Here is a 22,763-nt window from a genome sequence, read left to right on the forward strand (position 1 = left end):
ACTTTTTTTGGGCGATGTGTCGCCTGGCGGCGCCTCAGCCCGGTCCGGCCGCCTGCACCGTCACCCAGTAACGGCTGCGCCGGCTCACCTGTACCGGCAGCACGTTGGGCAGCATCGCCAGGATGCGGTCGGTGTCCTCCAGCGGGAACACGCCGGAGACGCGCAGGCCGCCCACCTGCGGGTCGCAGCGCAACAGCCCGGAGCGATAACGGCCCAATTCGGCGATGAAGTCATCCAGGCGCCACTCGTCGGCGATCAGCTGCCCGCGCAGCCAGGCCGCGGTCTGCACATCGACCGGCGCGATGGCGCCGAGCGCGTCGACGGTAAAACGGCACTGCTCTCCCGCATGCACGCGCCCGACGGCCTGCGCGGAAGCATGCGGCCGCACCTCCACCGCGCTTTCCAGCACGCTCAGCCGAGTGTCGTGCTGGTCCTGGCGCACGCAAAAGCGCGTGCCCAGCGCACGAATATCGCCCTGCGCGGTGCGCACCAGCAAGGGCCGTGCATCGTAGCCCGCGCCCAGCGCCTGCGCGGTGGTCACCATGATCTCGCCCGCCAGCAACTGCAGCCGCCGCTGTTGCGCACCGAACCGCACATCGATGGCGCTGCGCGTGTTGAGGGTGATGCGGCTGCCGTCCTGCAACTGCACCTCGCGGCGCTCACCGGTCGCGGTGGCGTAATCGGCGGTGGCGCGCTGCCAGCGTTCGGTGCGCGAGGCCAGCACGCCGGTGGCCCCGGCCACCCCGCCCCACAGCAGCAGATTCAGCGCCTTGCGCCGGCCCGGCGATGTCTGGCCGTTGCTGCCGGCATACGGCGACAGGCTGCGATACGCCGCCTGCGGGGTCAGCGTCTTCAGCCGCCCGGTCACCGCCTCGATATGCGCCCACGCCCGCGCATGGTCCGGATGCGCATCGCGCCACTGTTGCCAGCGCTGCAGCTGCGCCTGGCTCGCGGTGCCGGACATCAGCACCGTCAGCCACTCGGCAGCCTGATCGGCGACCTGCGCACTGATCGGTTGCCCGCCGGCCAGCGGTGCTCGCTGGTCATCGGCGGCGCGCGCGCGGCGTGAGGCGGCATCAGCCATCCGTGCGGCTCACGCCGACAGGGCGAACAGGCAATGCCGGTTGGCACGCGTGAGATATTGCTTGACCGAGCTGCTGGACACGCCCAGCCGCTGCGCGATCTGCGCGTAGCTCAGCTCCTGCAGATGCGCCAACAAGAAGGCTTCCTTCACCTTGGGCGGCAGGCCATCCAGCGCCTGGTCCACCTGCTGCACCGCTTCCAGCGCCAGCAATTGCAGCTCCGGCGACGGCGCCAGTTCTTCCGGCAGCGCAGCCAGCAGTTCCAGGTAACTGGTTTCCAGCAATTTGCGCCGCTGCCGGTGCGCCATCAAGCGGCGCGCGATGGTGGCCAGGAACGGGCGCGGTTCGCGGATCTGGTCGGCCGCCCCTGCGCTGATCACGCTGATGAAGGTGTCCTGCGCCAGATCGGCAGCCACGAACGCATCGCCCAGCTTGCGGCGCAGCCAGCCCTGCAGCCAGCCGTGGTGGTCGGTGTACAGGCGCTCCACCTGCTGATGAAGCGCGCCTTGCGTGGCCGACACGATGACCTCCTGAACGGCTGGGTCCGGACGGCAAGGCGTCCGGCGACAAATGAGAATTGATCTCATTCTAGCGGAAGCCGGCCGAGCCTGCAGCCGCAGCCACCGGCCGATCCGTCACGCGGGTGGGCGACGTGTGGGCAATTGGCGCCCCTGCGTCAGCCGCAGTGGCCTGGCCAGCCCCTCGACAGCTGGGCGTCTGGCAGGCGAGCGGCGGTGCGGTGGCTTGACTCGCCAGGCGTCGGGCAATAAAAAAGCCCGCTTGCAGCGAACTGCCAGCGGGCTTTGCTCCCTCCCCCACGTCGGGATGCAGGAGCATAGTGCGCGCCCCGAACGCCACTTGCACGCTGCACTGCAAAACAACACCAGGCGGTACAGAAGTGGCGCTTGCGCGTCACGTCGCATTGGCGCGCGGCGGCCTCAGCGCAGCAGATCGGGCTGGGCCTGATACCACTGCGGTGCACGCAGCAGATGCCATTCCGGGGTACCGCCACGCAGCCCCACCGCCGCGCTCAACACCCCCCAGCGCGCAAGCAGGCTGCCGCTGCGCTGGCTGCCCTGCAAACGCAAGCGCGCATCCACCTGAAAACGTTCGTTGCGTGCCTGCAAGCGATCGACGATGACGGTGTCGCCCTGCCAATGCACGCGCCCGGTCACCTGCGCCTGGCCTGCATCCACCAGCCGCAGCATCCAGTCCGGAATCGAGCGATCGCGCGTGTACAGCGACATCAGAAATGCCAGGTCGCGCACCTGGATGCGCACGCGTCCATCCACGCCAACCGGCTGGCGCCATTGCATGCGGGTACCTTCCAGACCGATGCGCGCCCACCAGCCGTCGCGACGCCGGCCATCGGGTCCGGTGAATCCGATATTGCGCAGCTGGATGGTGCTGGCGTCGAGGCGGAAATTTTCCGCACGCAGATCGCCACGCTGCAAGCGCAGATCCGCATCCACATCGCCACGCAGTGCCAGGCCGGCAAACTGCAGCCGTGCCGCGCGTGCGCCGATCCGCAGACCGCCCTTGCCGATACGGCCGCCGGGTTCGATCTGCAGATCGCCACTCAATACACCGTTGCCGCCATCGAAGCGCAACTGCTGCTGCGGCAGATAGCGGTTGTAGGCACGCAGATCCGGCACGCGTGCATTGGCGAACAGCAGATGCGCGCGCGTGGCGTCACGCAGCGTGGCCAGGTTGCGCGCATCGGCGCGCGTCTGCAGATCCAGACGCAGGTCGCGTCCCTGCACGAACGGGCGCGTGGGCGTATCGCTGTGCGCAATGGAGAACTGCTGCATCTGCAAGGCAAGTGCCGGGAGCAGCTGCCCGTTCGCATCGGCACCCACACGCAGGTCGGCACTGGCCTGCCCATCGATCGCATGCCCCATCACGCCGACATGCGCACGTACGTGCGGCACCTGCAGGCGACTGCCGGCACCGAGCTGGCCGCGATCGATGCGCAGATCCGCATCCACCAGCCCGTCGCCTTCCAGCGTCAACCAGTCCACATCCGGAAACAGCGCCGGGATCCAGCTCAGCGAGGACAGCTGCCAGTGCAGGCGCGCATGCCCGGAGGTGCGCGGCAGCAGGCGGCGCATCGATTGCAGCGGCAGCTGCCGGCCTTGTACGCGCAGGTCCGCATCCAATGTCAGCCCGGCATCGGCTGGCTCGGGCATGCTGACTTGCAGACGCATGTCCTGGTCCACCTGCAGTTGCGCTGCAAGCTCGCCGAGCAGGGCAGCCGGCGTGCGCGTGCCGTCGTGCAGCGGTGCGCGCCATTGCAGTTGGCTGCCCGGCTGCAAGCTGCCACGCGTCCAGCGCAACTGCCCATCCGCACGCCCCTTGCCGGCACGTGTGGCGAGCGTGTGGTGTCCTTGCGCATTGCGTGTGACATCCAGTGCCGCGGTGTCGCCATGCACGGTCAGCTGCGCATCGGCAAGCTGCAGCATGGCCAGCCCACGTGCCTGATCCGGTGCATGGCGCGCGATGCCGGCCTCGATGCGCAGCTGGCCGTTGCGCAGCACTTCGCTGCCACCCCAGCGCACGCGTGCGTTGTCGAAGCTCGCGCGCGAGGGAAACACTTCCATCGGCCCGCCGCGCAATTGCTTGAACAGGCCGAGCTGCAGCTGACCATCGCCTTCGATCCGCAGCTGACGCAGCGTCAACGCCTGCACCTGATCGGCGACGATGCGGTCGAACTGCAGGGTCCAGGCCGGAGCGGTCGATGGCGGACGCGCGGGTCTGTCGGCGATGCTGGCGAGCTGAGCCGATTGCGGTGCGCGGGTGACTGCATCGGCCATCGGCGTGCGCGAACGGGTGCTCGCCGCGACGTCTGTCGTGTTGGCAGGCGTCGTGTTCTGCGCGGTTGGCATCGTCGTGCCGGCTGTGCCAGTCAGCGGCGCGGCAGCCTGCATGTTCGGCCCCGTCGCTGGCGCTTGCGTCGCTGCAGCGCCGGGCGTTGGCACAGCCGCCTGCATGCCGCCACGCACCCCGTGCGCATGCAGCTCCGGCACCAGCAGCTGCCGATGCAGCAACGGCAACAACCGCACCTGCCCGCTCATGCGCTGCGCGCTGACGTTCCAGCTGTTCCGTGTCGAGCGGCCTTGCAACTCCACCTTCCACAACACCAGACGGCCCGGCCACCAGGTCGCTGCCGGGCCCCAGTGCATGGTGAACCTGTCCGGCTTGCGATTGAGCGCGGCCGGTCCGAGCGGCGTGTTGAGTAACAGGTTGCCGAGCAGGATGTACGCCAGGTAGGTACCAAGCGCCGCGTAGAGCGGTACGCGTAGCGCGCACGGGAACAGCGGGCCTGGCCGGCGGCTTGTCTTCATGACCGAACAGCTCCCAGGGCGGCATCGCGGCGGTAGCCGGGGATTGTGCCGTATCCGCGGTGAGCGGGCGTCATGCCGCGGGCGTACCCGACTCCGGGCGTCCGACGAGGCGCGGTTCCGAAGCGTGTCCTAGCGGCAAGTGCCCACGCACACCCCGAGCTGCGTGGCCACCGCCCGCTCCCGGCCCGGGATCCCGGTATGGATCGGGCTGTTGAGGGCGCGCACCTGGCCGTGGAGTCGGCCCACCAAGGTACTGGACCCACCCCCATCCAGGTTCATGGCCGCCGTGGCGCCCAGTCGTTCGAAGACCGCGGTCAGCTGGTCCAGGGTCAGCCCGTCGCTGTAGCCCGGCTGCCGCCCGTCGGCAACGACGACCCACAGTTTGCGCCGGTGGGCGTCCAGACCGATGGCGCTGCGGGGAGCGGGGTGGTCGTAGTAGTCCGCGCGGCTCGCCTCGCGGGGCTGCCGACGTCGGTCCAGCAACAGGAGCGGGCCTGCGCCCAGACCCAGACGCGTGTTGCGCGGACAATGCGCGCGCGCAATCGCAGCGCGTCCGCGCCTGTCGACACAGAAGGCGGCGTTGACGCGGCGGTCGGCCGTGGCGGCATCGGAGACCAGCTTGCCGTCGACGATGGACAGACCCTCCGCATCGACCCCCTGTCCCGGCAGCGGCACGAAGGCATCGCTCAGCAGGCGTCCGCCCTCGAAAGGGAGGAAGTAGCTGGCATTGACCGCCAGCACCAGATCGTGCGAACGCGCGAACTGTGTCGTCGGCGCTGCAGAAAATTCCCCGCCGCCGCTGGTGTCGCCGGCGGTACCCACCAGACTCAGGCCCGGTGTGTCGAGGTCGACCTCGGCGATATGCAGCATGGTCACCGTCGAAGCAGCCTGGATTCTCTCGTGCCAGTAGCGCACCCCCGGCGCCAAGGCGAGCGGCTCGCTGCTGCCGACGACGCGGTTCAGTTCGGGCTCGATCATGACGCGGCCCTGGGCCTTTGCGGCCTGCACCACTGCCGCCACCGCATCCAGGCGCCGGGCCGGCGTACGCAGCAGCAGACGCCGGCCCGGCGAGATCGCCAGGATCTCGGTCAGCGGCGCGCAGCGCGCCGCCCCGCAATCGGCGGTGGCGCCCACACGCGGCCGTCCCAGCTCGTCGTCGATCACCTGCAGCGCCAGCCGGTTATCGCCGTCGGCGGCCTTGCAACCGCGCACCGCACCGAGCACGTCGTCCGGAAACCGGCCCCAGCAGTCGCCGGCTATCACCGCCTGTATCGGCACGAAGCCGGCCGGGTCCGGCGAAGCGGCGTCGCCGGCGCTGGCCGTTCCCGTCCCTAGCGCACAGATCACGGCCAGGCGCCGCCAGATGTCAGAATGCATAATCGACCCCCACGTAGAAGGCTCGCCCGTTGTCGAGCTGTTCGCGCAGCAACTGCTGGTCCAGCCCGACCAGGCGGATCGGGCGTGCATTGGAGAGGTTCTTTCCCTGCAGGGTCATGCGCAGGTGCGAAGTGAACTGCCACCCCAACTGCGCATCGTAGGTTGTGATCGCGTCGTAGTAGCGGTCGTTGACCGGATTGTCGGTGGCCGCGGTGATCAGCTGCTTGCCGGTGTAGTTGGCGCTGAGGCGGGCTCTGAACGGACCCCGTTCGTAGAGCAACGAGACGTTGGCGCTGCGATCCGGCGATTCCATCAATGCAGGCAGGACGCGCACGCTGCCATCGACCATCTCGATATCGGCGGTGCGCGCATCGAGCAGAGTCAGATTGACCATTGCGCCCAGGTGCGACCACGCGCCGGGCAGGAAATCGAAGCGGGTGTCGATCGCGGTCAGCTCCAGCCCGTTGACGCGCGCCTGCCCTGCATTGACGGCTTGATTGGTGGTCACCTCGTAGACGCCGATCAGGCCGGCGGGATCTGTCTGCAGACTGGTGGTGGTCAGGCGCATGATCTCGTCATCGATGCGCTTGCGGAAAAGCGCCAGCGACAGTTGCGCGTCCTGGTCCGGATACCACTCCAGCGACAGGTCGAGGTTGTCCGAGCGGCGCGGCTTCAGCGTTGGATTGGCGATCTGGTTGGAAATCGTCAGGGCGGCCGGATCGATCGTCGGCACGCGGTTCTGCCCGAGGTCGCCGTAGGTCGGCAGACCCAGCGTGCGGCTGCCCGACAGGCGCAGCCTGAGCCTCGGCGCCAGGTCCCAGGCCAGGTTGGCCGAGGGCAGCAGGTAACGGTTCGCGCTGTCGGTGCGCTGCTGCACGTAGTGCTCGGTGCTGTTCAGCGGCTCGGGCATCGGATTGACCACCTGGCGCTGGATGAACTCGTTGCGCAGGCCCAGTGCAGCCTGGGTGCGCTCGCCGCGCCAGGTACCCATCGCATAGGCGGCACCAATCCGCTCTTCGATGCTGAAGTCGCTCATCATGCTGTTGCGCGTGTTGCTCGAAGCCAGCGTGTAAGCGGACGGGTGGGCGGCAAAGTAGGCCCGGGCCTTCGCCGGGTCGACCAACAGCAGGCAGGTCAAGTCGGCGTAGGGACATATCCGGGCAGTGTCGGGGCCGATGTCGGCAAGTGTCGCGCGAGCCGCCGGGTTGTAGCGCACTTCGTCGAGTCCGTAGCGCTGTTCGGCCGCGCGGTGCAGCAGGCCCGCGCGAAAGCCCCAGCCGCTGGCATCTGCGTCGGCATTCTGGCTGTAGTCGAGCTTGATCGTGGTGTTGTCGGTGCTGCTGCGCTCAACCTGGTCCGCGAAGTGGGACTGCCGATAGTTCGCCGGATTCGCATAGTAGTCGGGATCGACGAGCGCGATGCCCGGCCGCCCGGTGCCCCTGAGGGTGTAGGTATAGCCCAGCCGTGGCGAAGCGGCGCTGGTGAACACATCCTCGCGCGTATCCTGCCCGTAACTTCCGCTGGAGCGGTTGAACACCGCGTCCATGCGGCCTTGATCGTTGGGCCGGTAGCTGCCGCTCAGCTGCACGTAGCGCATCCGCCGGGTCTGGTCGTAGCCGTTGGCGTCCGCCTGCGCGGTGCCCTGCGCGTAGGCGCCGCTGTCCGGGGCTAGGAGGGTGGCGTTGCCCACGCGGCTGACGAACTGCGAGCGCCGTTGTTCCTCATTGCGGTGCTCGAAAGCGGCGGCCGCGAGCGACAGCGTCAGGTCATCGCGATTGTCGTACTCCAGCTTGCCGAAGGCGCCACTGCGCTCGCGCACATTGTCGTAGGTCAGGACACGGAAACGTTCCGGCGCAACGGCCATGCCGCTCGTCTCCAGCTCCGGCGTCAGCGGCTGACGCATGCCGTTGGCGTAGTACCCATAGCTGTCGACGGCGGTGTTGAGCGAGGACGAGTCGCGGCGGAAGTAGTCGCCGGACACGACCAGCCCGAAGCGGTCGTCGTCGCCGAACGTCGTGCTGAAGATGCCTTGCACCTGTCCGGACGGGCCGCCGCTGTCGAGCTGGCGTCCGTTCTGCCAGTGCGCGAGATTGCCGCGGAGGGTGGCGAACGGACCGGTGCGGTCGAACGCACTCCGCGTGCGCAGGGCGGCGATGCCGCCGATCGCATTGCTGTCCATGTCGGCGTTGAAGGACTTGTACACGTCCACGCGCTGGACCAGCGAGGAAGGAATCACGTCCAGCGACTGCACACGTCGGCTGGTCTCGGTGGCGGGCAGGGCCACGCCGTCGATGAGCACCGTGTTGTAGTCCGGATTCAGGCCCCGCAGGCTCATGAACTGCGCCTCGCCCCGGCCATTGTTCATGACCATCGATACCCCGGGCACGCGTTGCAGCGCTTCGCCGAGGCCGAAATCGGGAATCGAACCGATGTCGTCGGCTGCCACGCCGTCGGACACCACCGTCGCTTCGCGTTTGGCGGCGATCGCCTCGCGGATCGACAGGTCCTGGCCGCTGACCTGTATGACGTCCAACTCGGTGGGAGCGGACGCGGTCTGTGCCGCGGCGGGGAGCGCCATCGCTACGGCCAGGCCCGGCAGCCACAGCCGCGCACCGGCGCGCAGCGATCGAAATACGCAAGGTTGCATTGCGCCTCCATGAGCAACAGTGATCAAGAAGCCGCTAATTTATTCACTTTAAGTTTCCTATTTGTTGCAGTGCTGACGCTATCCTGCCGAGCGACCCGGCCTTTTCCAGACGATGCCCAAGCCGCTCCAGCCATCATTGCCGCCGCAGCCCCCTCCTTTTTCCCTTTTGAGCGCGAACGAACGCGACCTGCTGGATCGACTTCGGGCGGCGGGCACGCTGACCCGAGCGGACCTGAGCCGGGGCACCGGCCTGACGGTGCAGTCCGCCGTTCGATTGATCGATGGACTGCAACAGCGCGGATTGGTCACGATGGGTTCGACGTTGGCTCGCGGCGTACGCGGCAAGCCGGGGGTGGCGGTGTCGTTGGCGGCCCATCACGGCCATACCCTGGGGCTCTCGATCGCCACCGATGTGCTGAGCCTGGCCGTGCTGGATTTCGCCGCGCGGGTCCGCGCCACGCACGTGCTCCCGCTCGAAGCGGCGACCCCGAAGAGCCTGCTGGCGCAGATTCGCAAAGCTGACGCGGCCGTGATGGCAGCCGCGAAGCGACCGCTCGGGCCACGGCTGGGAATGGGCGTGGCGATGACCGGCTTCTTCACCGGCAAGGACGGACAGATCAATCCGCCGGACCCGCTGCGGTCGCTAGGAGAAATCGAGATCGCCAACTGGTTGGCGAAGGCCACCGGACAGCCGGTCTGGATGGACAACGACGGCAGCGTCGCGGCGGCGGGGGAAGCCATGTTGGGCGTCGGCTCGCGCTATCGCGACTTCGCCTATCTATACTTCAGCTATGGACTCGGGGGCGGCCTGGTGCTCAATGGCCAGGTCGTACGAGGCGCCCACGGCAACGCCGGCGAATACGCCGGCATGCTTCCGGCGCTGGGACTGGAGCGGGCCACGTTGGAACTGCTGCGCCAGTTGCTGCGCGAGGACGGGGTGGTCCTGGCGGACGTGCGCACGCTCCTGGCGGCTTACGATCCCGCCTGGCCGGCGATCGACCGCTGGCTCGCGCGCGTCGCCCCCGGCACGTCGCTGATCGTCTCTGCCATCACCGCAAGCTGCGACCCGGAGGCGGTCGTCTTCGGTGGCAGACTGCCGCGTGATTTGGCACAGCGGCTGATCGATTCGATCCGGATCGACAACCAGCCGCGTCGCGGCCAGTCGCGGCCACTACCCCGGCTTCTTCCTGCCGAGATGCCGGCCGACATCGGCGCCATCGGCGCCGCGACCCTGCCGTTGAGCGCGCGTTACTTCCAGCGTGCGGCCCGGCCCTGATCCCGCGGATGTCGCGACAACGTTCAAGCGGCGCCCGCGCCCGGGCATCGGCTGCAGCGCGGGGTCTGGGCCGCTGCCGGCAATTGGCTGGCCGGTAGCCGGGCTCGGGACCGAGGCAGCGGCGCCCATCAACCCGCGTCGGTGCCGCCTGGCAGCCCGGATGGCGCCTGCCGCCCGGGCTCCTAATGCGCGCAGCACATCGCGTGCAGATCACGCGCCAACGCAACGACCTGCTGCTCGCTTCGGGCATCAAGTTGGTCGAGCATTTCGGCTCCCTTCAGGGGGCCTGCGCCCAGCGGTGTGCCCCTGGGCTGCTGCGCCACCAGGCGCCACGCAGCCGAGTACAGCGGCTCGGAGGTCTCCACGACGCCGGACGCCATGATCTGCTGCAGACTCTCCATTGCTGCGGCATTGCCGCGGTAGGCCTGCTGTTCGAGCCCGCCCACGATCTGCCTGAGTTCGGCCCGCTCCGCATCGCTCATGCGCACGACGCCGTCGGCGCTGCTGCGTTTGGCCAGGACACCGATCACGTCGTCGGCGCGTTGATCCAGCAGGGCCACCTGGGCGCGTGCGTCGCCCTGGCTGGCCGCCTGGCGCAACAGGCGCTCGGCCTCCACGCGAGCGCCCGGCCCTAGCCGGGCGCAGGACTTGCGTTGACGCTCGAGTTCGCTGAGCTTGCGCGACGGCGTGTCCGTGGCCGGATCGAGAGCCACCTGGCCGGCCAGGGCGGCTTCTGCCTGCTGGGCGCAGTCGAGCAGGAACTCGGCGCGGGCATACATGCCCCCACCCGACGCCGGCGCCTCCGCGGGCAGGCGAGAGACGGCCTGCCCACCCGCGGCGGATCGGGGTATCGGCACCGGGTGACGATCACACGCCACCAGCATGGCGGCCAGCAGCGCCCCGGCCAGCAGCCGCCCCGTCATTTCGACTCCGGGCGCGCCGCGGTTCCCGGGGCGCTGCGATCCAGCTGGACCGGTTGCTGGCGCTTGAGCCGGGCGACAGTCTCGTCGATCGCCTCGCTGCGCAGCTGTGCCTCGATGACCGGGCGTATGGCCTCGAAGCTGGCCACGCGGCGCTGCTCCAGCTCGATGAGGTGGTATCCCGCCTGACTCTTCACTGGCTCGGAGACGTCTCCCGGCGCCAGCGCCCGCACCGTGGGCGCGAACTCGTCGGCAAGATAGCGCCCGAACATGGCAGACAGGGCGCCACCCTCCTGCGCCGTCGTCTCATCGTCAGACACCTGCGCGGCCAGCTTGCTGAAATCGGCCCCCTGGCGCAGTTGTTGCCGCAGTTCCCCGGCACGGGCCAGCGCCTGCGCGTCGCTGCGCGCCACGCCGTTGCGGCTTGCGTGATGCGGTGGAACCGCCACGAGGATGTGGCGCAGGTGATACTCGTCGAAATCGCCCTGATGGGCATCGAAGTAACCACGCACCCGCGCCAGATCGGTCGGCGTGGCCGCCATGATGCGGCGGCGCTCTGCATCCGCAAGGATCAGGTCTGACTGGACCCGGATGCGCGCAGCGACCACCGGATCGCGGTCCAGATGGTGTTGCCGCCCCTGTGCAGCGAGCAGATGCGATGTCGCATAGTCGTCCACGACTTCCCTGGGCAAGTCGTTGGCGCTGTAGGCGACACGCTGCGGCGGTTGCAGCGCTTGCGCGAGCGCGTCGAAACGCGCGGCGTCGTAGGTTTCCTGGCCGATCCGCAGCACGGGCGCGTCGCCGGCCCAGGCCGATGCAACGAAAAGCGCACCGCCGAAAACGATCAGGCCACGGCAGAGCAGCCGGGCCGGTTGGCACGTTGAGGTCATGGTGGTTCCCGGAAAATCCATGGGCTCGCCCGGGCGCCGCAAGGCGAAGGCCGGGCGAGTCGATGGCCGGCGTGCGCAACACTACGCACGCCGGCACTGCACTTACGGCTTGTCGGTGGTCACCAGGCCGAAACCTGCGGCCTTGATGAAGTTCATGCTGCCACGGCGATCGTCGGTATCGCTCTTGCCATTGTAGGTGGCGTAGATATCGGAAAGCTTGTAGCAGCACGCGCCGGTGTTCTGGTAGAACTCGTTCGCGCGCGGGCCGTCCGGAATCGCCTGGAACACCGCGATCTTGGCGCCGTAGGTTTCGGCGATGCGCTTCTCGCGGGCGAGCAGGCCGTTGGACTGCTTGACGTTGATCTCCACCGTTTTGGCGCCATACTGGCGGATCCACTTGTCCAGGCTCTGCTGGACGTTGATCTTGGCGAGCATGTTGGTGGTGTACACCGGAATCGCGGTGATGTTGCCGTAGGTGAACTGCGCCGGGTCCGGATACAGCGTGGCGTTGACCTTGACCGCGACGTAGTACGGCGAATTCGGGCCGAAGGCGAGGCGCGAGCGCTGCGCGATCGCCGACACCGCGGCATCGTCCTTGACGTCGAAGACCATCGGGATGGTGTAGCCGTATTGCGTCACCGCATCGAACAGGTCATTGACGCTGGGCAGCTTGACGGCTTCCATCACCCGGGAGCGGTCCGGCGACAGCAGACGCAGATTGCGCAACGCCTGGTAGCTCACCGAGGCGACGGTGGGATTGGTCCCACGGTTGGAAATCGGATCGTACTTGGAGCCGCCGCGGAAGATCGTCCAGACGTTGGTGGTACGGCCGAGATTGAAGTCGTGCATCAGCATCGGCACCCCGTCGCTGGTGAGCTTGATGTCGAACTCGACACCATCGACGCACTTCTCGTTGGCCCAATGCATCCCGGAAAGCGAGTTCTCCGGCACCTGGACGCCGCCCTGATTGCCCCACATCCCACGGTGAGCCAGCACCAGCATGCCGCCGGCCGGCGCATGGTTCAGGATGCGGTCCATCCGGTTCTTGACCGGCCCGCAGTTTTCCGCGAACGCGATGCCGGGCACGAGGGCGGCACTGGCCAGCGCCGCCCCGATCAGGGCGAGGAGCAACGATCTGGGTTTCTTGAATGTCATGACGAATTCCTAGAGGGTGGTGGAAGAGTCTTAAGCGAACCTCACCGCGCGTTCACGCGTTTGCGCACGCGACAATGATCGACGTACCTGACGCGGAACTCGAAGTGTGCGGTTCGGACGCCACCGTACGGGCCAACTAAGAACTCGCCGTTGCAGGCAGATGTCAGGATCGGTGTTTGAGATCGACCGCACGGTTGGCCGACACCGCGCGCACGGCCAATGCCGATGGCCACACCTGCATGCCTACGAGGCCCGCGCCGGGCGGGCACTGCCCGCGTGCGATGAGATGGGCATGCGCATTCGCGCTGTCCGGCTGCCCCGATGGATCTGCGAGCGGCATGACCCCAATTACAGGCGAGTCGGACCTGCCCACCCCTCGTCCCGGCTGGCGTTTGAGGCACTCGGTCCCGCTAGCGCGCTCCCGCGCCCAGCAGCGCCGGGCGCCCCTCGTACCATTCCCGCGCACCGGCCAGGTGCCAGGTGCGGCGCTGATCGTCGAGTTCCATCGCAGCGCCGAGCACGCCCCAGCGCACGTATAGGTCGCCATGCCGACGCGCCTCGCCGATGTCCAGACGCGCGCGCAGCGACAGCCGGTCGTTCTCGGCGTGCAGCCGATCCAGCACCACCCGGTCCTTGCGCCAGCGCAGCGTGCCGGTGGCCTGCACCTCGCCGGAATCGGCCAGGCCGAGGATCCACTTCGGCGCTTCCGAACGCTGCGCGAACAGCGCCAGCAGCAGGCTGGCGTCGCGCATGCGAATGTCGGCCTCGGCATCCACCTGCGACGGCTTGCCGGCGGCGATGTGGCCGCGGGCCACACTCAGCGTGGCCCAGCCCTCGCGACCGGGCCGGGTCTGCCCGGCGATGCGCAGGTTGCGCAGCGCCAACCGGGTACCGCCCATGTCGAACTGCTTGCTGGCCAGGTCGGCGCGCCGCACCTGGGCCTTCAGTTCGGCATCGCCCGCCACCTCCAGGCCGGCCACGCTCATCCGCGCGCCGCGTCCGCGCACGCGCGCGCTGCCCTTGCCGATCTTGCCCGCGGCGTCCAGCTGCACATCGCCGCTGAAGGTGCCGCTGCCGCCGAGGAAGCGCACGTTGTTCTGCGGCAGGTAGCGGTTGTAGGTGGTCAGGTCGGGCACCCGCGCATCGTTGAAGCGCAGCCGTGCCTGCAGGCTGTCGTGCAGCCGCGCGAGCTCGGCGTCGCCGGCCAGGCCCAGTTGCAGATCGCGGCCGAGAATGAAGGGGCGCCGGGGCGCCTGCTCGGGCGCCACCTCGAAAGCGGGCAGCGCCACGTCCAGGCGTGCCTGCGACCGTCCGCCGGTATCCACGATGCGGCCCTTGGCGCTGGCGGCGCCGTGGATGCGGTTGCCCATCACCTCGGCCGAGGCTTTGGCATGCGGCACGTCGAGCGTGCTGCCCGGCACCAGTTGACCGTCGGCCAGGTGCAGGTCGGCCGCGACCAATCCACCGCCGTCGAGCGTGAACCAGGACTTGCGCACGAACAGCTCGGCAATCCAGTTCAGCGATTCGAACTGCCAGCGCCCACGTACCTGCCCGGACAGGCGCGGCAGCACCTGCGCAGGATCCTGGAAGGGAATGCTGCGTCCGGCGATGCGCAGATCGGCCTGCAGCTCGCTGCCCGTCTTCTCGTCGCGCGGCAGGCGTGCCTGCACACGGATGTCGCGCGCCACGTCCAGTTGCAGCGCCAGCATGCCGCGGTCGGTCGCGCCGACGCCGGCCATCAACGGCAGGCGCCAGACCGCATGACTGCCCTGTTGCAGGGTGCCGCGATCCAGCGTGATATCGGCCTCCACCCGCGCCACCGACGGCCCGCTGCGGATGTCCACGTGCGGCGCGCCGGTGTCGATCTTCAACGCGACGGTATTGGCCTTCAGCTGCAGGCGCGCGTGGGTGAGGCCGAGCTTGCGCAGGCCCGGCGCCTGGTCGCGGTAGTGGCGCGGAAACTGGAATTGCGCATCCAGCTGCGCGCCATTGAACACCTGCACCCCGTCGTAGCTGACCACCGCATCGCGAAAGCCCGCTTCGGAGGGAAACAGCTCCGACGGCCCGCCCTTGAGCTGCTTGAGGAAGCCGACGCTGCCGTGGCCCTGCCCGGCGATCAGCAACTTGCCCAGGCGCGCACTGCGGATGCTGTTGCTGGTGATCGCGTCGAAGCGCAGCGTCCAGCCCCGATCGCCGCGTGGCGGCGGCGGGATGGGGGTGTCGGAGGTTTCCACTTCCGCGCTCAGCCCGGTGGCGTGCAACCACGGCAAGCGCACCTCGCGCCGCAGCAGCGGCAGCAACGCCACGCGCGCATTGGCACGATCGGCGTGAAACACGTAGACCGTGCGGTTGGCCTGCCCGCGCATGCGCACGTTCCAGGCCATCACCTGCCCCGGAAACACGGTCAGTGCCGGGCCGGTCTGCATGGTGAATTTATGCGGCTGCCGATTGGTGACGGCATCGAACAACGGCGTATTGAGGAACAGGTTACCGGCCAGCAGGTACAGCGCATACAGCGCCACCAGCACGACCACTGCGATACGCCACGGCCGGGGCCAGCGCTGGAAGCGATCGCGAACAGAGGGCATGGGCGCAGGCAGAAGTCGAGTCTGCCGCCACTATCGCGGTTGCGCTGGCGGCAAAGCGTGAACGTGGCCGGTGCGCAGGGGTGCTACTAGCCTGGCCTGGCACGCAACAGGTCGCTTCGCACGCGCTTGACGTCGTCCGCACAGTCGTATTGCACCAAGGTCGCAGCGCGGCCGACGCATGCAGCGGCGATAATGGCAGTCCCCTGTCTCGCTGTGCCGCCCATGTCCGACGAACGCATCCTGTACGCGCCGCTGCGCGAGCGCCTGGTTTCTGCCGAGGCCGCTGCTGCACTGATCCAGCCCGGCGAGACCGTGGCGATGAGCGGCTTCACCGGCTCCGGCTACCCCAAGGCAGTGCCGATGGCGCTGGCGCAGCGCATCGAAGCGGCACATCTGCAAGGCCAACCGTTCCAGATCAAGCTGATGACCGGCGCGTCCACCGCACCGGAGCTGGACGGTGCGCTGGCCAAGGCCGACGGCATCGCCATGCGCATGCCGTTCCAGTCCGACCCGGACGCGCGCCAGCGCATCAACGCCGGCACGCTGGACTATATCGACATCCATCTCAGCCACGTCGCCCAGCACGTATGGTTCGGCTTCTACGGGCAGATCGACACTGCCGTGGTGGAAGTCTCGGCGATCCGCGCTGACGGCAGCCTGGTGCCGTCCACCTCGATCGGCAATAACAAGACCTGGCTGGACCTGGCCAGCAAGGTGATCATCGAGGTCAACGATTGGCAGCCGGCCGGCCTGGATGGCATGCACGACGTCTATTACGGCACCGCGCTGCCGCCGCAGCGCAAGCCGATCCCGTTGATCCACGGCGACGACCGCATCGGCGAGCCCAGCCTGCGCTGCGATCCGGACAAGATCGTGGCAGTGGTGCGCACGCATGGCCCGGACCGCAACAGTCCCTTCGCCGCCGCCGATGACAGCAGCGAACGCATCGCCGCGCATCTGATCGAGTTCCTGCGCCATGAAGTGGGCAAGGGCCGGCTGCCGGCCAGTCTGCTGCCGCTGCAATCGGGCGTGGGCAATATTCCCAATGCGGTGCTGGCGGGGCTTGCACGCAGCGGTTTCCGCGACCTGGAAGCGTTCACCGAAGTGATCCAGGACGGCATGCTCGCGCTGCTGCGCGATGGCGTGCTGCGCTACGCCTCGTGCACGGGTTTTGCACTCAGCCCGGAGGGCAACGAGGAGTTCAAGCGCAATATCGATTTCTACCGGCAGCGCATCATCATGCGCACGCAGGAGATCTCCAATCATCCGGAGCTGGTGCGCCGGCTCGGCTGCATCGGCATGAACGGCATGATCGAGGCCGACCTGTACGGCAACGTCAATTCCACCCACGTGATGGGCAGCCGCATCATGAACGGCATCGGCGGCTCCGGCGACTTTGCGCGCAACGGCTTCCTGTCGATCTTCCTGAGCCCCAGCATCGCCAAGGCCGGCAGCATCTCGTCGATCGTGCCGATGGTCAGCCACGTGGACCATACCGAACACGACGTCTCGGTGATCGTCACCGAACAAGGCCTGGCCGATCTGCGCGGCCTCACGCCCAAGCAACGCGCACGCCAGCTGCTCGATCACTGCGTACACCCGCGTTACCGCGATGCACTGGAAGACTATGTGGCGCGCGCCAATCGCGACAGCTACGGCAAGCACACCCCGCATCTGCTGACCGAGGCGTTGTCGTGGCATCAGCGCTGGTTGGAGACGGGGGATATGTTGGGGTGAGCTGGGATTCGGGATTCGGGAATCGGGAATCGGGAATCGGTAGTTGTAGCCCGGCATGGCGGTGTTGCTAGAGGGATCGGAGCACGGTCGTCGTGCCGGTGTTTAACGCTTCGCGAACTTCATTGCTGGCGCCGACATGCCGCGACATCGCGATGTCATGCATGTGGCCGATAACGTTCCTGCCCGCTCGCATTCGGCGGCAGGACGGCTCTCTCCCCCTCCTGCCGCCGGGCGCGACGGGTCATCACTGGGTGGTGTCCAATCCGTCGGGCCGGCTCCCTGCGCCGGCCCGGCGTTCTTGTTCTGGAGCGGCCATCAACACCACCGTGTTCGTTGCAGGCTGCTCGACAGGCTTGTTTGGCCGCTGGTCGCCGCAAGCGAGCGCTGTTGCGGATGTGCTGCGTTCTGGATGCTTTGCACTTTGAAGATGCCGAGCATCGAATGGAATGTGCGTAGCGTTGAATACGCTGCGCATTGAGGCACTGCCGCTCCGGATGGAATGCGCCTTGAATCTGTTGCCATTGCACGATTGCGAATTCGCCGCGCCGCGCCGTTATGAGCATGCGGTCTTAGATGGCTGCCTTCCGCCGTACCCTCACCCCAACCCCCGCTCCGCGCCCCGGGCCCGCGCTTGCGGCGCGGGCGCACCACGGCACGCGCGCCAGTGACGCGCAAACGGTGACTTGGCGCCCCGAAGGAAGCGGGGCTCCATCCCTTCTCCCTGCAGCAGAAGGTGGCGCGCAGCGCCGGATGAGGGTACGCGCGAAGCCTCGCCTTCTCACCGCAGCGCCTCAGCGATCACGCAGCTTCGGCAAGCCGCCTGGCACGACGTGCACGCACGGCCGTCGCCAGGCGCTCCAGCACCTGCACCGAGGCGTCCCAATCCAGGCAGCCGTCGGTGATGCTCTGGCCGTAGGTCAGTGCGCAGCCGGGCACCAGTTCCTGGCGTCCGCCAACCAGGTGGCTCTCCACCATGACGCCGACGATGCGGGTCTCGCCACCTTCCAGCTGCGTGGCGATGTCGTCGATGACCTTTGGCTGGTTCTCGGGATTCTTGCCGCTGTTGGCGTGGCTGGCGTCGATCATCAGGCGCGCCGGCAAGCCGGACGTGTTGAGCACCTGGCTGGCCGCTTCCACACTGACCGCATCGAAGTTGGGCTGCTTGCCGCCGCGCAGGATCACGTGGCAATCCGGGTTGCCTGCGGTCGCGGCCACCGCGGTGTGGCCGTCCTTGGTCACGGCCAGGAAATGATGCGGGTGCGAGGCCGCACCCACCGCGTCCACCGCAATCTTGACGTCGCCGCCGGTGCCGTTCTTGAAGCCCACCGGGCACGACAAGCCCGATGCCATTTCGCGATGCACCTGGCTTTCGGTGGTCCGCGCGCCGATCGCGCCCCAGGCCACCAGGTCGGCGATGTACTGCGGCGAGATGATGTCGAGGAATTCCACACCGGCCGGCAGGCCGAGGTTGTTGATGTCGCGCAGCAGACCGCGCGCCACCCGCAGGCCCTTGTTGATCTGGAAGCTGCCATCCAGATCCGGATCGTTGATCAGGCCCTTCCAGCCGATGGTGGTACGCGGCTTTTCGAAGTACACCCGCATCACGATCTCCAGCGCGTCGCCGAACTGCTCGCGCAGCGGGCGCAGGCGGTGCGCGTAGTCCATCGCCGCGACCGGATCGTGGATCGAGCAGGGCCCGATCACCACTGCCAGGCGGTCGTCGCGTCCATGCAGGATCTCGTGCAGGGCGGCACGCGACTTGGTCACGGTCTCGGAGGCGCGCTCGTCGCAGGGCAGCAGCGACAGCAGCTGCGAGGGCGGGGCAAGGGCTTCGATCTTGCGGATACGCAGGTCATCGGTCACAGGCGGCATAACAGTGTCTCGGTGGGCGGTGTTGCATCAGGGAGCCAGGCGCGGCGGCAACAAAAAAGCCGCCAGTGTGCGCTGGCGGCTTTTCGGGAATGCTGCTGAAGGTTTCTTCAGGTTGAGCGCAATCCGTCCTCCGCCAGCGGCATCGGAAAACCGTAGTACCAAAAGTAAAACTGGCTGCGGGGTGCGTTCATTGGGTGCATTGATACCACGCACGTTTGGCCGTTGCCACTGTTTCATCGGCAACGGAACGTTGCAGCGGTGCCCCACGGGGGAGCCTGCGAGCTGCGTGTGCCGCGCCGACCATCACGTCGCACGACAAGATGGCGGCATCGCCACGCGCGCGCTGGCAAGCCTGGGGCCAACGGCGTCACGACGTGCCTGAGCACGTGGCAGCGACACTGCAGCGCACGCCACGGCGCCATGCCGTGACGTGCGATGCGGCCGCCACGTTCACTCAGAAGGTGAACACATATTCCGCCGCCACTTCGCGGCCGATCGGGTTGAACAAGGTGGTGCTGTAGAAACCGTAGCCGTAGAAGCGCTCCTTGTTCTCGTAGCCCACTTCGTTGAACACGTTGTTGACGTAGAAGTTGACCTTGGCGTGGTCGGTGATCTTGTAGCCGGTGCTGAGGTTCCAGTAGATCGCCGGGCCGACGCGGCCGAAGTAGCGCTTGCTGCTCTCGCCCAGGTGCACGTTGGCGGTGTCGGTGACCACGCATGCGTCCGAGGCGCTGGGTTGGTAGCCGTCGTCGAAGCGCTCGCAGGTGCCCCAGTTGACCGCGCGCATGGAGCCGAGCCGGCGGAAGTACACCGTCCAGTCCCAGGCGCCGCCGTTGTCCCAATGCACGCTGCCACGCACACGGCTGCGCACGCGTTCGTCGCGGCGGTTTTCGTCGCTGTCGGTGCGGTAGATCTGCTCGCGATAGGCCAGCAGGTTGTTGTAGTCCAGCGACAACTGGAAGTTGCCCCAGCCCGCGGTGGCAAGCCGGTATTTCAGCGAGGCGTCGATGCCGGAGGTTTCCATCTGCGCCAGGTTGATCGGGCCGCGCTCGATGCTGGCGATGGTGCCATCGGCGTTGCGCAGCACGCGCGAGGTGATGGTGTCGCAGTAGCCGGCGCCGCCGGGATTGTTCCAGGCGCCGCCGCTGATGGTGGTGCCGGTGCGGCAGCCGGCTTCGGCCGAGAGGATCTCGTCGCGGTCCAGATCCTTGATCATTTCCTCCAGCTCGATGCGGTAGTAGTCCACGCTCAGCGACAGGCCCTGCACGATGTCCCACACCACCCCGCCGGTGAACGAGCGGCCGGTTTCCGAGCGTAGATCCGGCGTGCCGCGACGGTTCACATCCACGGTGTAGTAGATGTTGCTGTTCTCGTCGTTGCAGCCGCCGGTGAGATACGCGCCGGTGGCGATGCAGCGGTACTGGTCGATCACGGTCTGGTTGGTGGAGCTGGGTTCGCCGAGCACGTAATGCATGTCCGGCGCGCGGAAGCTGGTGGCCAGCGTGCTGCGCAACAACAGGCTGTCGACCGGGCGCCATTCCAGACCCGCGCTCCAGGTGGTGTCGCTTTGGGTGCCGACATCGGTCGGAATCGCCGCCGAAGAGCGATAACTGCCGTAGCGATCGTAGCGGCCGGCGACATTGGCGCTCAACGTCGACAACAGCGGGATCTGCAATTCCAGCCCGGCCGAACTGCGCATGCGCTCGCCGCCGCCACTGTCCACCACATCGACCGGATAGCACTCGTTGGCGCAGGGGTCGGGCGAGAGCTGGTAGCCCTGCTTGGCGACTTCGGCCACGGTGGCGAAGCGGATCGGCCCGGCCCAGCCCTGCACCAGATCGCCGCTCAGGCTGAAGCTGGCCTGGTTCACCCACGAATACGCCGAGTTATGCGATTTGGCGACCAGCTCGTCGTACTCGCTCGACGACAGCGGCGCATACAGGCGCGCCTGGTTGATCGCATAGATCGGCGTGCCGTCGGCAGCGGTGCCGGTGGGGCTGCCGAGGAAATAATCGGTGGCGCGGGCGGTGTCCACGGTGCGTACGTATTCGTCCACCGTGTAGCGCGAGCGGCCCACGCTCAACTCCCAGTCGAAGCGGTCGGCCCACGCACCGCGCAAGCCGGCGCTCAGGTCCCAGGACTGCTCCTTGTTGTAGTTGGCCAGGCGGTCCCAACCGCCGGCCTCGCGCCGGGTGAGCTGCCGGATCGCATACAGCGAGCGGCCGGTGTCGGCGTCCTGGAACGGGCCCAGGTACACGTACGGCGGGTCGTAGGTCCAACGGCCGATGCTGCGGTTGGCCGACAGCGTGGCCCAGGCTTCGGTGTGCTCGCCGAACTTCCAGGTGCCGTAGAGATAGGCCGAGTAGTCCTCGCTGCCGGTGACCAGCCCCCAGTCGCCGTAGTCGCGGGCCACGCCGCAATAGTCGCCGGCATTGGTGAGCGCACCGGTGTTCTGGTTGTAGCTCAGCCGCTGCCCGTCGATGAACTCGCCGCCGAAGCGCGCACAGGTGCCGGCAGGCGGTGCGAGACGTTCGTTGGTGTTGGCATCGACCAGGCTCAGGCCGGTGAACGGATTGAAGCCGTACAGGCGGTTCTGGCCGGTCCAGTTGGAATAGGACATGTCGTCGGAGTCGTCCATCTCGGGGCGATCGCGCCCGCTCAACGGATCGCGCCGGGTGGCCTGCAGCGCGTAGGTCAGGCTCCAGTTCTCGCCGGTGCGCCCGCCCGCCCAGGACACGTCGAAACTGTCGCGGCCACCTTCGGTGGCAGTGCCGCCGCGCAGCCGCACCTGATCGCCCTGGTAATCGCGCTTGAGGATCACGTTGACCACGCCGGCCACCGCGTCCGAGCCGTAGATCGCCGAAGCGCCGCCGGTCAGGATGTCGATGCGCTCCACCGCCGCGGACGGGATGTTGCTGTAGTTGGAAAAGTTGCTCTCGCCGCCGTAGGGCAGCGGGTAATCGGCCACGCGGTGCCCGTTGACCAGCAACAGGGTGCGGCCCGGCCCCAGGTCGCGCAGGTTGATCGGCGAGGCGTTGGGCGTATGCGAGCCCCATTGCGTATCGGCCTCCACCGATCCCTGCTGGTTCATGCTGTTGAGCACGTCGTAGACGGTGGCAAAGCCTTCTTGCTGAATTTGCTGCGCGGAGATGGTGACCACCGGCTGCGCGCCTTCGACCTGCGCGCGCTTGATGCGCGAACCGGTGACGCTGACCGCATCCAGGGTGGAGGTGGCACGCGGTTGATCCGGCTCGGCCTGCTGGGCAGCAGCCGACGGTGCGACCGCTGCGGTCAGGGCAAGGGATAAGGAAATCGACAAGGCAAGGCGATGACTGCGGCAGTTCATAAGATCCCCGGGAGAGGCCGGCGCGGCCGGCATGGCGTTTCACTGCAACGACGCCTGCGAGCGATGCACCGCATCGCTACCCCCTGTCCGATGGCCCCCCGACCGTTCGGCGCAAGCGCCTGCGCAACGACGCTAGGGCTGCGATGACATCGGTGTCAACACATTGTCATGCAAGTGTGATGGGGCTCGCATTTTGGTGAATGGCGCAGGGTTCCACACGGTTGGGGCCGCGAACCGATTGCGCGGGCCGGTGGTCGCATCGGCGCCGCGTAGGAGCGCATCTGGGCGCGACTGGGGCGTTCCCGGTGAAGCCTCTTCGCGCCCTGGGGCGCTCCTACGAGGTCGCGGGGCCATGCACACGCGGGTTCGACATGGTTGGGGCCGCGGCATCGGCGCCGCGTAGGAGCGCATCTGGGCGCGACTGGGGCATTCCCGGTGAAGCCTCTTCGCGCCCTGGTGCGCTCCTACGAGGTCATGGAGTGTGCGTGGCCATGCACGCGCGGGTTCGACACGGTTGGGGCCGCGGCAT

General features: G+C 67.7%; 14 protein-coding genes. 2 read left to right on the forward strand and 12 right to left on the reverse strand.

Translation table 11 applies throughout. The features are described from left to right. Positions 1-34: 34 nt before the first annotated feature. The 5 genes from FHT09_RS10830 to FHT09_RS10850 all read right to left on the reverse strand — a co-directional run bounded on the left by FHT09_RS10830 (position 35) and on the right by FHT09_RS10850 (position 8,450). A complete protein-coding gene (locus FHT09_RS10830) occupies positions 35-1,084 on the reverse strand; it encodes a FecR domain-containing protein (RefSeq protein WP_104606251.1) in 1,050 nt (349 codons plus the stop codon). A 9-nt stretch (positions 1,085-1,093) separates the two neighbouring features. Next, the gene (locus tag FHT09_RS10835) at positions 1,094-1,603 is read right to left on the reverse strand and encodes a sigma-70 family RNA polymerase sigma factor (RefSeq protein ID WP_104606252.1); all 510 of its coding nucleotides are present in this window, start codon (positions 1,601-1,603) and stop codon (positions 1,094-1,096) included. 417 nt (positions 1,604-2,020) lie between these two features. Continuing rightward, positions 2,021-4,426 carry a hypothetical protein gene (locus tag FHT09_RS10840; protein WP_184416944.1) on the reverse strand — a complete coding sequence of 802 codons (2,406 nt, stop codon included), beginning with the start codon at positions 4,424-4,426 and terminating at the stop codon, positions 2,021-2,023. Between the two features lie 129 nt (positions 4,427-4,555). Continuing rightward, positions 4,556-5,803 (reverse strand): phosphodiester glycosidase family protein, encoded by a 1,248-nt coding sequence (locus tag FHT09_RS10845; protein ID WP_181141323.1) that lies wholly within the window; start codon positions 5,801-5,803, stop codon positions 4,556-4,558. Further along, complete coding sequence (locus FHT09_RS10850; RefSeq protein WP_104606254.1) at positions 5,793-8,450, reverse strand: TonB-dependent receptor; 2,658 nt, start codon at positions 8,448-8,450, stop codon at positions 5,793-5,795. Before FHT09_RS10850 ends, FHT09_RS10845 begins: the two co-directional genes overlap by 11 nt. Positions 8,451-8,562: 112 nt before the next feature. Between FHT09_RS10850 and FHT09_RS10855 the strand changes: the two genes are divergently transcribed. Next, on the forward strand, positions 8,563-9,726 hold the full coding sequence (locus FHT09_RS10855) for an ROK family transcriptional regulator (protein ID WP_104606255.1): 1,164 nt from the start codon (positions 8,563-8,565) through the stop codon (positions 9,724-9,726). 182 nt (positions 9,727-9,908) lie between these two features. Here FHT09_RS10855 and FHT09_RS10860 read toward each other — a convergent pair whose 3' ends face one another. The 4 genes from FHT09_RS10860 to FHT09_RS10875 all read right to left on the reverse strand — a co-directional run bounded on the left by FHT09_RS10860 (position 9,909) and on the right by FHT09_RS10875 (position 15,279). Beyond that, positions 9,909-10,649 (reverse strand): hypothetical protein, encoded by a 741-nt coding sequence (locus tag FHT09_RS10860; protein ID WP_146096505.1) that lies wholly within the window; start codon positions 10,647-10,649, stop codon positions 9,909-9,911. Then, entirely contained in the window at positions 10,646-11,557 is a 912-nt protein-coding gene (locus FHT09_RS10865; RefSeq protein ID WP_104606257.1) for a peptidylprolyl isomerase, read from the reverse strand. Before FHT09_RS10865 ends, FHT09_RS10860 begins: the two co-directional genes overlap by 4 nt. 81 nt (positions 11,558-11,638) lie before the next feature. After that, complete coding sequence (locus FHT09_RS10870; RefSeq protein ID WP_258077219.1) at positions 11,639-12,691, reverse strand: glycerophosphodiester phosphodiesterase family protein; 1,053 nt, start codon at positions 12,689-12,691, stop codon at positions 11,639-11,641. A 410-nt stretch (positions 12,692-13,101) separates the two neighbouring features. Then, the gene (locus FHT09_RS10875; protein WP_104606258.1) at positions 13,102-15,279 is read right to left on the reverse strand and encodes a hypothetical protein; all 2,178 of its coding nucleotides are present in this window, start codon (positions 15,277-15,279) and stop codon (positions 13,102-13,104) included. Between the two features lie 222 nt (positions 15,280-15,501). On the opposite strand from FHT09_RS10875, the gene FHT09_RS10880 reads away from it, so the two are divergent. Then, positions 15,502-17,016: an acetyl-CoA hydrolase/transferase family protein gene (locus FHT09_RS10880; protein WP_104606259.1), complete on the forward strand. Its 1,515-nt coding sequence runs from the start codon at positions 15,502-15,504 to the stop codon at positions 17,014-17,016. A gap of 798 nt (positions 17,017-17,814) precedes the next feature. On the opposite strand, the gene FHT09_RS10885 is transcribed toward FHT09_RS10880, so the two are convergent. From FHT09_RS10885 to FHT09_RS10895, 3 genes are all read right to left on the reverse strand, one after another. Next, positions 17,815-18,888 carry a 3-deoxy-7-phosphoheptulonate synthase gene (locus FHT09_RS10885; RefSeq protein ID WP_104606260.1) on the reverse strand — a complete coding sequence of 358 codons (1,074 nt, stop codon included), beginning with the start codon at positions 18,886-18,888 and terminating at the stop codon, positions 17,815-17,817. A gap of 27 nt (positions 18,889-18,915) precedes the next feature. Further along, positions 18,916-19,125 (reverse strand): hypothetical protein, encoded by a 210-nt coding sequence (locus FHT09_RS10890; protein ID WP_146096372.1) that lies wholly within the window; start codon positions 19,123-19,125, stop codon positions 18,916-18,918. A gap of 217 nt (positions 19,126-19,342) precedes the next feature. Beyond that, complete coding sequence (locus FHT09_RS10895) at positions 19,343-22,234, reverse strand: TonB-dependent receptor (RefSeq protein ID WP_104606261.1); 2,892 nt, start codon at positions 22,232-22,234, stop codon at positions 19,343-19,345. Positions 22,235-22,763: the final 529 nt, after the last annotated feature.

Source organism: Xanthomonas sp. CFBP 8152, from assembly GCF_014199025.1.
Lineage (GTDB): Bacteria > Pseudomonadota > Gammaproteobacteria > Xanthomonadales > Xanthomonadaceae > Xanthomonas > Xanthomonas arboricola_B.